Below are 12535 nucleotides of genomic sequence, written 5' to 3'. Positions count from 1 at the left end.
GACCTCTGGCATCCACCTACTGGATTTGTCACCATGTATCATTTTCAAACACATTTCCGCGTAGTGACAGCACTTATTGTGAGAGAAATGAGCGCCAGGTTTGGAAATAAGCCGGGTGGGTATATCTGGGCGCTGTTAGAACCTATGGCGTATATCGCTTTCATGACGGTGCTTTTTGGAGCTATTAGCCATACCCCCGCTCTTGGCACAAGCTTTCCGATGTTTTTTGCGACTGGTTATATTTCATATCAGTTTTACAGTGGAACGGTGGCCTATACAATGAGAGCCGTCGCGTTCAATAGAAATATGCTCCAATATCCCAATGTCGCACCGTTCGATACGGTTGTCGCGCGGTTCATTTTGCAATCCCTCACAATGGCGGTGGTAGCTATCTTTGTCTTGGGCCTGATCGAGGAAGTGTCATTCAGCATGGTTTGGGTCGACGCTCAGGTTGTAATTGATGCAGCAGCCGTTGCCAGCCTGCTGGCTCTTGGTATGGCCATGACTAACAATGTACTTTTCGCCCGCTACCCTTTGTATGAAAAGATATATGGGATATTTACCAGACCTCTCTTCATGTTAACAGGCATCTTTTACCTCCCGGAAATGATACCATCCCCGTTTCGGGACATTCTTCTTTTGAACCCCCTCGTGCATGTGGTGATGAAGTTTAGAACCGGATTTTATCCAGAATACCGAGCCTTGGATTTGGACATGAACTACGCGTGCACATTTGCGTTGGTAGTTTTTACGTTCGGATTTACCACGTTTACGCTCGGCCGGAAGACCCTAAGGGGAAGATGACAACCCTGTGGTTTCGCATGCCTCAGCAGGTCCAGCTGTTAACATTTTTAAGTCAGGATATGAAAAAGCGGCGTAACCGGTGTTCCGCTTCCACGTTGTCCTCGCCGCCCTGATCTGTGATCCGCTTTCCATGGGCGAGCAACGGGAGTTTCTCCATGGAGAGTACATTGGAGTTTCTCGCGACCAGGAGTGAGCGTCCGGTGAACGGATTTTTCAGTTCAGACGGATAGCTTCGCCTCCTCAGCCATGACGCGTTCGATCATTTCTGGATCGCAATTTTCATTGGCAAGGAACTCGCGGACACCTCCGTCCCATGACCTGATTTCGGCGAGGAACTCCTGAAGGCTTTCGACACCGCGCCGGGTAAATCCGGTGGTGCCGTCCTCAGTGCCGTTGTGGAGGTGGACCATTTCGCCGTAGTCGATATTGTCGGAGTTGGCGGCAATCTCCTGGAGGAGCTCAAGGTTCTCGCCGATCATGGTGGCGACGTCTTCGATCGTATAGATGTGCGTCGAACGAGCCATCAGACAGCCTTTTGTAGAGCGGTGGTTGCCGGCAACATATTCCAAGGTAACAGGTCTTTGAGCCGGTCTTTTGGGTAGTCCTTGATATGGCCGAGAACCTCGGTGAGATAAGTTTCCGGGTTGTGGCCATGCAGTTTGGCCGTCTCGATGATGGTCAGGATATTGGCGATGCGCTCACCGCCGTTATCGGAGCCGGCAAAAAGCCAGTTCTTCCTGCCAATTCCCAGTGGACGCATGGCACGTTCGGCTATGTTGTTGTCGATCTCGACGCGCCCGTCATCGATGTAGACACTCAACGCCACCCAGCGCGACAGGGCGTAACGCATCGCTTCCGCCAGTTTCTGCTTTTGCGGCAACGTCCGCTGCGTATCCTCGATCCAGGCCTTCAAGTCCCGCAGGATGGGCCTGGCATGTTCCTGCCGCAGCGTGCGCCGCTCTTCGGCCGACATGCCGCGGATACGATCCTCGATATCGTAGAGCGCGCCGATGCGGGCCAATGCCTCATCAGCAATCGGTGACGGCTTCAGCTTGATCACGTCATGGAATTTGCGGCGCACATGCGCCATGCAGGCCGCCTCGATGATCTGGTTGCCGTAGAGCTTCTTGTAACCACCGTAACCATCGGCATGCATCACGCCGCGGAAGTCCGCGAGGTGATCGGCCGGATGCGCGCCTTTGCGGTCGGGGCTGTAATAGTAGGCGATAGCCCTGGGTGTCGGGTCTCGGTAGCAACTCCCGTCGAAGACATAAACCCAGACCCTTCCGGTTTTGGTCTTGCCCCGCCCAGGGTCGAGAACATCGACCGGGGTATCGTCGGTGTGTATTCGATCGACGGCGGCGATATGGGTTCTGATCAGCACAATCAGCGGGGTCAATAGAACGGAAACGCGGCCAACCCAGTCCGCCATGACGGACCGGGAGATGTCTATTCCCAGCCGGTCGTACATCTCGGAAAGACGATAGAGTGGGATGTGGTCGTCGAACTTGGCGACCATGATATGAGCGAGCAATCCAGGTCCAGGCTTGCCGCGCTCGATCGGCAAGGTTGGCATCTCGCCTGAGACCGTCGTATCGCAGTCCCTGCAAACCATCCGCTTTTCGACATGGCGGACAATCTTCACGGATGCCGGCACGTGCTCCATCACCTGAACCACCTTGTCGGCAGCCTTCAGGAACGATGTGCCACCACACGTCGGGCAATTGCAGGGGGCCGGATAAACAAGCTCTTCGATTGGAAGGCCATCCGGCAAGGGTTTGCGCTTCGGCTTGTCAGATGCATCGTCCAGCTCTGGCAAAGGATGCTTCCCGGAGCGCATCTCGGCCTCGGCGCGGGAGGCCTCGATCTCCTCCAGCATCAGTTCGAATTGCTCAATCTTCCGATCTATCTTTTCCGAGGAAGGGCCATGCTGGCGATGGCGCAGCAGTTCCAGCTGCGCGCGCAGGAGGCCAATAATGGAGTCACGCTTGCTGACTTCTGCTTCCTGGCTTTCAAGTCTTGCCGCTTGTTCAGCGACGAGCGCGCGCAAGGCTAATAGTTCATCCTGACTGTCTCGCGGCGCCGTTTCCATGGCCAAAAACATAGCCGATTTGCAGCGAAAGAACTAGCGATTTGCCCCGGATGCCCCTGCAAAATATAGGGTTTAACCTGTGCGACCAGGGGCGGAAGTCCAGGCCGGTCGGCGCCAGTCGATCCCCTCAACAAGCATCGACAACTGAGCCTGTGTGAGATGGGCAACGCCCTCCTTGGCCGTCGGCCAGGGAAAGTATCCGCGTTCCAGAATCTTGTAAAACAGGCAGAACCCTTGGCCATCCCACCATAAAAGCTTGATCCGATCCGCGCGTTTTCCGCGGAAGCCGAAGATAGCGCCGGAACCGGGCGCCTCCTTGATGACTGCCTCCACCATCGCCGACAGGCCGTCGATGCCACGTCGCATATCGGTCACGCCGCAAGCGAGATAAACCTGCACATTCCCAGACGGCCCGATCATGCCGCCTCCACATAAGCGATCAACGACGCCAGCACCCCGAGATCCAAGTCCGCTGCAATCCTGAGCAAGCGACCGTTCTTGAGGACGATTTCGACGTCTTTGCACCTCGATCCGACAGCGCTCCGCTTGGAGCCGTTGCCAGGATTTTCTGAGGGCCCAATAATCGAAACCGGGACGAGCGATGCGGCCTGAGGAGAGCCGATGTCGGAGGCTAAGAACTTCTTTCGCCAGGCGTATATCTGTTGAGGAAGAACGTCATGCCGGCGGGCGACATCTGAGACGCTGCCATCCCCGCTAAACGCTTCGTGCAATATCGAGAGCTTCAGTTCTGTGGACCACCGGCGTTGCCGCTCTCCGCCCGTCAGGATCTCAACCTTGGCCATTCATACCCTGTTACGTCACAAATGAATCATCTGTTTCGTAACTTGCGCTAATTCCGCGCCCCGCCAAAACCGGCTCGCCGGACGCTCACGACCAGGAAACGTGGACGTGAGGTTCACAGGCATTGGCCGGACGCGGTTAAAGCGCAGATCGTTTCGGAGAGCCTTCGGCCCGGAGCGTTGGTGAATGAAGTCGCGGATCGACATGGCCTGAAGCCGAACCACCTCTCCACTTGGCGGACGATGGCGCGGCAAGGCAAGCTGGTTCTGCCGGCACCCAAGGACGCGATGGAGTGTAAGCGATGGGGTGGACGCCCCCCACTCGACGGCATCTGTGTGCCAGAATGGTTGTGTCGGAACCATCAAAGAGAGGAAACGTCCATGGAGAAGATTAGCATAATCGGTCTGGATTTAGCGAAACGCACGATTCAGATTCATGCCGCCGAAGCTGACGGAGCTGTAATTTTGCGCAGGAAGATTTCTAGCGCGAAGTTGCTCGATTTCTTGGCGTCGATCCAGCCGTGCACCGTTGCCATGGAGGCTTGCGCCGGCAGCCACCATTGGGGCCGAGAGATTGCGAAGCTTGGGCACGAGGTCAAGCTGATGGCTCCGGCCTATGTTAAGCCGTTCGTCAAACGGCAGAAGAATGATGCAGCTGACGCGGAGGCGATTTGCGAAGCCGCGCTTCGACCAACAATGCGGTTCGTCGCGGTGAAGAGTGCTCAGAAGCAGGCGTCTGCGAATTGTGTTCAAAGTTCGCGATCTGCTGGTTCGTCAGAAGACGCAAATCATCAATGCCTTGCGGGGCCATTTGGCAGAATTCGGGTTCGTGCCACCACAGGGGCCGGCGCATGTCGGCACCTTGATTGCCATTGTCGAAGATCAACACGGCACGTTGCCGGAGGAAGCACGCTCCATGCCTGGTATTGATTTCTATGTTGCGCTCTTTGCTCGACAAGGTCCGAGGACTGGACCAGGAAATCGCCCAGAGGGCTCGGCGGGATGACGTCGCCAAGCGGTTGATGACGATACCTGGCGTCGGGCCAGTCGTAGCGACGGCGCTCGAGGCGCTGGCTCCGCCGGCAGAGATTTTTGCGTGGGGTAGGGATTTCTCCGCGTGGATGGGTTTGACCCCGCGACAGCACTCGACTGGCGGCAAAGCACGACTTGGTAAGATGTCGAAGATGGGCCAACGTGATCTCCGACGATTGCTCATCATCGGAGCATCGGCTGTCGTGCGCTGGGCGTCACGCCACGGAGCAGGACAGGGATCGTGGCTGTCACGCATGATCGGTCGAAAGCCATCAATGCTGATCACAGTGGCACTTGCCAACCGAATGGCGCGCAGTGCTTGGGCGCTGATGACAAAGGGCGGCCGTTACGAGGTAGCAGCGTAACTATGATATCAGCTCTGGCGGTAAGGTTGCTCTGACCGCTGGTGCGAATGTGGGCAGGTCGAACGGAGGATATGGACAAACGGTCATTGAGACGGGGTCGGGTGGCGTATCACCGATACCAAGAGCCGATTGTCTTCATTTCATCCGCTTTTATTGGTGTTGTGACCAACGTATCGGGCTCACCTTCACCGTCGCGCGATATGGCGGATTCAAGCCATGTGTCAATGCCCGTGAATTTTCCCCAATAGTGCCGAAGTAAAATTCCCCACTTATGCCGGCGTGGACGCCAGGGAGAATTGAGGATTTTTTGGCGGGCGGCCGCGAGGCTTTTGCGGCGGTGCGAATGCCGGCGGAGCAATGAGGGCTTTGGAGCGGACATGCTCTGGCATGAGTTGGCATGCTGCCGTAGCCGATAGCTGGAACCTTCGCTCTGCACAACGACGGCATGGTGAAGCAACCGGTCGAGCAAGGCGCTGGCGACTACGGGATCGCCGAAGACATCGCCCCATTCAGCGAAGCCGCGGTTTGACGTCAGGATCATCGCACCTCGTTCATATCGGGCATTGACGAGCTGGAAGAATAGATTGCCGCCACCCTGGACGACCGGCAAATGTCCGATCTCGTCGACAATGAGCAGGCTTGGCCTGCGAAGAAGCGAATGCGTTCCTTGATCCGACCCTCCGGTTCGGAACGGGCCAGCGAGCCGATGAGGTCGGCAAGCGTCGTGAAGTAGACGCTCTTTCCAGCTTTGACGGCTTCGACGCCGAGCGCCGTGGCAAGATGACTCTTGCCGGTTCCAGGGAGGCCGAGGAAATGCACGGCCTCGTGGCGATCGATGAAGCCGAGCTGCGCCAGTGTGAAGATGCGATCGCGGTCGAGCGAAGGCTGGAAGGTAAAATCGAAACCAGCGAGTGTCTTGATCGTCGCAAGCCTGCCCATTCGTAGCGCCGTCTTGATGCGGCTGTTCTCGCGCAGGGTCAGTTCCTCGGAAAGGAGATTACGATCGCTTCGAGGGCAGACAGCTCGCCGTGTTCGAGGCGTCGCACAACATGGTCGAGCGCTTCCAGTGCGCGCGGCATCTTCAGGCCGACGAGATCATGCCGAATACGGTCGATCATGGACGGTATTGCATCGAGAGTTGCAGTCATGGGCGGCTCTCCTTCGCCAGGACCTTGCCGATGGCGTCATAGAAGGCGAGAGACCACTGCAGCACCGTGTCGCCGGCGGGTTTGACGACAATGGCTTCGCCTCGTGTTCGTGGCCAGTGTTGCGGCGTGAGTGCTCGCCGGTGGTCAGGATGAACCCGTCGTTGTTTACGGCCCTCAAGGACAGGATGAGCTGCGATCAGGGTGCCGTTCTCGAAGATGCGGACCTCGTCGGCAAGCGAATGGACCTCCACCGTTCGACTGCGGGTCGCATCCGGAACGCTGTAGGTATTGCCGCCGACGCTGACCATGCCTTCCCGCGATACGCGGCGCTCCAGCTTGAGAACGGATTTGAAGGGTGCCAGGGGCAATGGCCGCAGATACCGCCGCTCCTCGGCGAAGGCCTCGTTGACGACCCGCTGCGTCGTCGCGTGCTTCCTTGGATTGGCGACGGTGTCGAGCCAGTGTCGGAGCTGGGCGTTCATGTCGTCGAGATTGCGGAACGAACGGGCGAGGAAGAAGTCTTCGCGGATATACCGAAACGGCCGCTCGACCTTGCCCGTTGTCTTGGCTCGGTAGGCCTTGCATGCTTTGGAATGGAATCCATAGTGGCGGGCCAGATCAATGAGAGCACGGTTGTAGATGATGCCCTCCGCCTGACCTTCGCCGATAACGGCGGTCTGGAGTGCTCCCGATTTCACCGGACATATCGGCTAAAGCCTCGTGTGAAAATTCCGAAAATCCGCGTTGGGCTACACTCGCCCAAAAACGACTTGGATACGCGAAATCCCAAACTGAGACGGCTGTGTTAAAACACCGAAGAAGCCCCAATTATTGAAAAAAATGACCAAGTCATTGAAGGAATGACTCACTAACATACGAAAATGTCGCCGCTATTTCGATACGACGGAAAATCTGCGAAAATCGCAGGACCGTGTGGGCCGCCACAAACGTCTGATCTAAGGCCCGCCAATAATCAATGACTTAGCGCCGAGACCGCCGCAAACGATTGATCTCGCCGCCGCATAGCTCTGAACCAGAGGGGGCTACCGCCACATGCCTCTGATCAGCGCTTCATATCCTTGATTAGGCTCAGGAGCCATTAAATAGCTTGCAGCGTCGCGGTGGCTTTGATTCATTCGGATCGAAAGGAGCCCTGCGATGAGTGATTTGCTGTTGTTGTCGGAGGCGCAGATGCGTCGGATCGAGCCGTACTTCCCGCTGTCCCACGGTATTCCGCGCGTTGACGATCGACTGATTTTGAGCGGCATTATTTTCGTTTTACCCAACGGGCTACGGTGGCGCGACGCGCCCAAGGAATATGGCCCGCACAAGACGATCTACAACCGCTTCATCCGCTGGAGCAGGCTCGGCGTGTTCAACCGGATTTTGGCCGAACTGACCGCTAGACGCGGCAGGCCCGAGCAGTTGATGATCGACGCGACCCACTTGAAAGCCCACCGCACCGCAGCCAGTCTGCTAAAAAAGGGGATGTTCCCCGACGTATCGGACGCACCAAAGGTGGATTGAACTCCAAGCTGCATGCCGTCTGCGATGGTCATGGTCGACCGCTCATCCTGCTTCTGAGCGAAGGGCAGATGAGCGACTACAAAGGGGCAGCGAAAATGCTCGCCGCCTTTCCCAAGGCCAAGACCCTATTGGCCGACAAGGGCTATGACGCCGACTGGTTTCGAGACGCCTTGGCCGCACGCAAGATCACGGCCTGCATTCCATCTCGGGCAAACCGCAAGAGCGTCATCCCACATGATCCGACGCTCTACAAAAAGCGCCACAAGATCGAAAACATGTTCGGCAGGCTCAAGGACTGGAGGCTGATTCACACCAGATACGACCGCTGCGCACACACCTATTTCTCAAGCATATGCATCGCTGCAGCCGTCATCTTCTGGATGTGATTTAACGAGTCCTGAGCCTAGTAGTATGCCGATCACGATATCGGAAAAAAAGAACAAGGCTCGCGCAAGGACCCGAATAGCTTTCCGGTGATTAGTCTAATCTAGCGGATATAGCCATCTTCCTATCTTCCTATAGACTGGATTTGACAACTCTCTAAAGAAGGCGATGGGATCTGCTCGGAAGTCTTCTGCGCTTTTAGCGTCGCCGACTATCATTATAATCCAACTAAGTGGCCGAGTGAGTAGGTGACGCCATCCTAAAGAGCCACGAGGCCCGGCGAATTGACAGCGCGTTTTCTGTGGGGACAAGTTCAAAGACCTAGCCCATTGCGGCTCGCCGCATTCTCTCCAACTAATGGCCAAATTTAAACATTCTTCGAAACTGATCTCCGCAGCCGTAGCAGGGTTAAAATACCGCGGATAGAGAAGATATGAACCTGCGAATAGCTGCTCCACGCTGAGTTTTCGATTACGCCTCGGGTTTTCCTGTCGATCATCAGTCACCCCCCACCCGGCGTAGAATGGGCATCCCATGACGGTGACGGGGATACCTCGTAAGAGCGCCTCAAATCCTCCAAGTGAGGTGATGGTGTAGACATGATCCGCTGTATCGAGCAGCTCTGGAAGCGAGGTCGGATAGCTTATAATCTCGCACAGGTGTCTTATATCATTCGGATTGGAAATGTGTTTGCGAACACCGTTCAGTACATCGGGATGAGGTTTGTAGACTATCTCGCAGCCGGGGTTCTCTCGTGCTGCCAAACGAACCAAATCGTTGTTCGTAAATGGAGTGCTGCATCCAAACTTGATCGAGGCATCATCCTCCACTTGGCCAATGACTAGGATTCGGCGGTATTCGGCTCTTTTTGTCAAAAGCATAGCTTTAGAGGTGTCTGGGCCGTTATATTTGCTGAGTCGCGATGCCAGGAGGGCCTCAATTCCTTTCGCCGCCCGGACTAGAAGCTTCGAGTCGCCCACAAAATCATAGGAATTGAGAAGGCATTCAAGATCAGATGCAGCTTGGCTGTCGAAATGGGCTGTCCTAGAATCGAGCGTCAGGGAAAATGGCGGGCTTTGACTCGCGTTTGGAACGAGTGAGCGGATAAAGCCATCTTCCATATAATAGAAAGGAATAGCGTGCTTTCGCGCGAACTGAATTGCGGCGGGTGGCGCATTCAAACTCCAGCAGAGAAACACAGGGTTTGGCGCATCGAGAATTGTGCTGGCCCAATCCCTAAGAAAGGCTTCATCTTCCAAATAAAGCGGCAGGTAGGTCAGACGAGAACTGGAAAAATAGGCCTGAAGCGTCGCTCTTTTCCATCTGCGAAAATGCAACGCAAAGACGTCACGGTTCGCCAAATCCGGTTTGAGGTTTGCCGTCATCGGAATTGAAGCCTTTTGTCCCAAAGTCCTCGGCTTCGCAAGCGAACGTCACTTGCAAATTACATGTCTATTCCGCGAACTTACGGACGAGTCCAAAGTTCAATTTCTGTCTCGGATATTGTAGTACCCCATAACTGCCACGCCCCAAATCATCAGCGTTCCCAAGAGCATCAGGATGCTATTCCAAATCCTGCTCGGATACTGCGCCAACTCGGACAGCGTCGGCTTGATAAACACCGCCAAGTAGCGCTGTTTAGCGCTCGCCTCGATTCTTGCTTTCTCCAAACCACCGAGCGCAGAGGTATAAGCCCGCTCCGCAAATTCACGATTCGTTTCTAGCGTCTCGTATTGCAGAATGCGGCCCGCCACACCCTGCTGGTCCTCAGTGGCATTGCGCCCCTGCTTCGCCACCGCGCCGCTGCCGAACCTCTGCTTCTCCTGAGCGATTTGCTTTTCCAGGCTTGCAATTTGGTAGCGCATAACGCGGACACGAGGCGTATCCTCGCCCATTTGCCTCAGCGCCGTCGAAAGCTCAGTCTTAAATTGGACGAGTTGCTGTTCAAGTCCTGCGACCAATTGGGTCGCGAGTTTTGCTCCTTCGACCGGGTCCGCCTCCTGAGAGGAGTCCCGGTACACACGCAATGCAATTCGGGCGCTCGAAAGGCGCTCTTCCGCCGTACGGACCTCGCTCTGTGCGACTTTCAGAACCTCATTTCTGGCCGATAGAGAGAGGTCGTTGACCAGCTTTTCGCTCTGCGCAATGATGAACGATGCGATCCTCTGCGAATCCTCGGGTTCGAATGCCTTGACCTCAAGTACCATAATGCCTGACGTATGGTCAAAGTTGACACTAACCATCCGGCGCCAATAGCTGAGCTTGTCCTCTATGGGCATGCGCCGGCTGACACCGTAGAAGTAGTCTATCCCCCGCGGTGCAAAAACAGAGCCAATCCCGAACGCTTCGTCAATTGCCTGAACCATGCGTTCACTTCGTATAAAGTCGAGCAGGACGTAGGAGTCTGAAAGTGTATTCCCTCCTGATGCTTGCGTGAACATTCCAAGGATGTCCGAAGGCTGCGTAGAATCGATGCTGCGAACGGAAAAAGATGAGGAACTGTGGTATTGGTCGGCCGCGATGAAAGCCATATAAAGAGACGTCAGAGATGAAGGCAGCGCAACGATAGCCAGGAAGCTGCCGACGATGACTAGGTGGCGAGTCTTTAGGCTGCGGATCGGAACGGAAGAAACATCGTCCCCCGGGGCTTCGATCTCTGTAGAAGGTTTCAGTTGTTCGACAGGCTCTCGAAACTTCAGCAGGTCTTCAAGTAATTGAACGTTCCTTGTCTTGGCGGCGGCAGGCTGGGGCTGCCCCACCAGCTGAAGCCGGCCAGCTTCGCCAATCTTGGTTACGGCCTGATCTGTCACGTGCGGGGCCTCTTCATATTGCTCTCATGGGCACTGATGGCGTCCTCAAGATTATCATAGTATGTTAATTTTCCGTCCTCTAGCACAATTCCGGTCTGACAATAATCCCTGAGGGAGGAGGCACTATGCGATACCATGATAACGTCGGAGCCCCGCAAGCGCTCCTTAAAGACCTTTTGTGATTTTTGTTTGAAGTTGGTGTCGCCCACAGCCGTAATCTCGTCCACCAGATAATAATCAAATTTAACGCCCATGCTGACGCCGAACGCAAGCCGAGCCTTCATCCCCGACGAATATGTCCCGACCGGCGCTCGGTAAAATTCTCCAAGCTCCGCAAAGTCGGCAACGTACGCGACGAGTTCCTCGGTATCGACACCATAAATCCTGGCGACGAACCGAACGTTCTGCTCCCCGGAAAGATTGCTCTGGAAGCCGCCTTGGAAGCCCAACGGCCACGAGATCTTGCCTTTGCGGATAACTCGGCCCTGATCCAGTTCAAGCGTTCCGGCGATGATCTGCAGCAGTGTCGATTTGCCCGCACCATTCCGCCCCAACAAACCAACGCTTTTACCTCGAGGAATGATGAACGAGACGTCATTGATGATCGCCTTAGTGAAGCCTTTGACACGGATAAGTTTCGTTGCCCTCTCCAGTTTGATCATTGTCTCAACGACCTTCTTGATCCGGTGAATATCAGCAGCCCGGCTAATAAAAGGGGAAGAGCGACGCTATAAAGAAAGCCAGCATCAAAGCCAGCAGCGCGATATTCGGGATAAAAACCTTTTCGGAATAACATCACCACATGAACGAGCGGATTAAGGAGTATGACATCTCGCGCGGGATGCGGCAACGAATCAGGTAAGAAGAATACACCTGAGACCATGAAAAGGGGGCGGGTGACGATTCCAAAGACCTTCTCGTATAGCGGGTATTTCAGGAATAAAACATTATTTGCCAATGCACTGCCCAACGCTAAGAGGCTGGCTGCCAAAGCAGCTTCAAGAATGAATGGCCAATGTATATTCAGCGGAGTTTTCAAGCTCAGGTTAATGGCTGAAAAGACGAAAACAGCGACGACAGTTGTCGTTCCGAGCTGGAGAATGTATCGAGAAAATATAGTGTCTATTGGAGCCACATTCGGATAGCTCAAAAGTGCCCGGTTTGCGCTTAATGCACCGTTCAGATAGCCGGCCATCGCCTGATAGAATTGGAATCCGATATATCCAGTTGCGAAAAACAGCAAAAAACTTGTGCCCAGCGCCGGCGTATGCGAAATAGCCATAAATATGACCGACAGAAACAAGATATGCGCAGCCGGATCAACGAAAGCCCAGACATATCCTCCAGGCTTGCTGCCAAATCGTGTCGACATCTCGCGTATCAACAGCGCGGCGACAACGCGAACATGACTTCCGAGATAAAACAAGTGGCCCCGTACCGGTTGTGTCGGCTTTACTCCGACTGTATCATTAGCGAGCATATTGGCAAAAGTATGCTTGTTGAGAAGCCGCCCGAGGGCGTCCGCCTTTTTCACCGTTTGCCGCTGCAAGCGTGAATGCAATGTCATGTTAGG

10 protein-coding genes and 3 pseudogenes are annotated in these 12535 nt (G+C 55.1%); 3 read left to right on the top strand and 10 right to left on the bottom strand.

Features of this window, described 5'->3' with window-relative positions; all coding sequences use genetic code 11:
- Positions 1–33: 33 nt before the first annotated feature.
- Positions 34–804, top strand: a complete 771-nt coding sequence (locus PMI07_RS24450) for an ABC transporter permease (RefSeq protein WP_007754248.1) — start codon at positions 34–36, stop codon at positions 802–804.
- 218 nt (positions 805–1022) lie between these two features.
- On the opposite strand, the gene PMI07_RS24445 is transcribed toward PMI07_RS24450, so the two are convergent.
- From PMI07_RS24445 to PMI07_RS24430, 4 genes are all read right to left on the bottom strand, one after another.
- Positions 1023–1328 carry a hypothetical protein gene (locus PMI07_RS24445; protein WP_024163877.1) on the bottom strand — a complete coding sequence of 102 codons (306 nt, stop codon included), beginning with the start codon at positions 1326–1328 and terminating at the stop codon, positions 1023–1025.
- The gene (locus PMI07_RS24440; protein ID WP_007755480.1) at positions 1328–2896 is read right to left on the bottom strand and encodes an IS66 family transposase; all 1569 of its coding nucleotides are present in this window, start codon (positions 2894–2896) and stop codon (positions 1328–1330) included. Before PMI07_RS24440 ends, PMI07_RS24445 begins: the two co-directional genes overlap by 1 nt.
- Positions 2897–2968: 72 nt before the next feature.
- Entirely contained in the window at positions 2969–3316 is a 348-nt protein-coding gene (gene tnpB / locus PMI07_RS24435) for an IS66 family insertion sequence element accessory protein TnpB (protein ID WP_007755483.1), read from the bottom strand.
- Positions 3313–3699, bottom strand: coding sequence for a transposase (locus PMI07_RS24430; protein WP_007755486.1), 387 nt, complete (start codon positions 3697–3699; stop codon positions 3313–3315). Before PMI07_RS24430 ends, tnpB begins: the two co-directional genes overlap by 4 nt.
- 378 nt (positions 3700–4077) lie before the next feature.
- Between PMI07_RS24430 and PMI07_RS24425 the strand changes: the two are divergent.
- A pseudogene (locus tag PMI07_RS24425) lies at positions 4078–5093 on the top strand (IS110 family transposase).
- A 269-nt stretch (positions 5094–5362) separates the two neighbouring features.
- Here the strand turns inward: PMI07_RS24425 and istB are convergent.
- Positions 5363–6241 (bottom strand): annotated as a pseudogene (istB, locus tag PMI07_RS24420) (IS21-like element ISRel3 family helper ATPase IstB).
- Positions 6238–6924 (bottom strand): annotated as a pseudogene (locus PMI07_RS24415) (IS21 family transposase); the annotation flags it as partial. The pseudogenes istB and PMI07_RS24415, both read right to left, overlap by 4 nt.
- Positions 6925–7399: 475 nt before the next feature.
- Here PMI07_RS24415 and PMI07_RS34505 point away from each other — a divergent pair.
- Positions 7400–8154, top strand: a protein-coding gene (locus PMI07_RS34505) for an IS5 family transposase (protein ID WP_155956632.1) whose coding sequence is annotated in 2 segments (ribosomal slippage) — positions 7400–7733 and positions 7733–8154 — 756 coding nt in all. Because the reading frame shifts where the segments join, the coding sequence is not laid out codon by codon here.
- A 96-nt stretch (positions 8155–8250) separates the two neighbouring features.
- Here the strand turns inward: PMI07_RS34505 and PMI07_RS34500 are convergent.
- The 4 genes from PMI07_RS34500 to PMI07_RS24385 form a co-directional block, all read right to left on the bottom strand.
- Entirely contained in the window at positions 8251–9537 is a 1287-nt protein-coding gene (locus PMI07_RS34500) for a capsule polysaccharide export protein (protein ID WP_007773539.1), read from the bottom strand.
- 99 nt (positions 9538–9636) lie between these two features.
- Positions 9637–10962: a hypothetical protein gene (locus PMI07_RS24395; RefSeq protein ID WP_007773541.1), complete on the bottom strand. Its 1326-nt coding sequence runs from the start codon at positions 10960–10962 to the stop codon at positions 9637–9639.
- Positions 10959–11624 (bottom strand): ABC transporter ATP-binding protein, encoded by a 666-nt coding sequence (locus tag PMI07_RS24390; protein ID WP_007773543.1) that lies wholly within the window; start codon positions 11622–11624, stop codon positions 10959–10961. Before PMI07_RS24390 ends, PMI07_RS24395 begins: the two co-directional genes overlap by 4 nt.
- The gene (locus PMI07_RS24385; RefSeq protein WP_037088245.1) at positions 11621–12388 is read right to left on the bottom strand and encodes an ABC transporter permease; all 768 of its coding nucleotides are present in this window, start codon (positions 12386–12388) and stop codon (positions 11621–11623) included. Before PMI07_RS24385 ends, PMI07_RS24390 begins: the two co-directional genes overlap by 4 nt.
- Between the last annotated feature and the right edge of the window lie 147 nt (positions 12389–12535).

The organism is Rhizobium sp. CF080 (assembly GCF_000282095.2).
In the GTDB taxonomy this organism is placed as follows: Bacteria; Pseudomonadota; Alphaproteobacteria; order Rhizobiales; family Rhizobiaceae; genus Neorhizobium.
The sequence above is the reverse complement of the archived record's forward strand: the minus strand, read 5'-3'. Positions and strand labels throughout refer to the sequence as shown.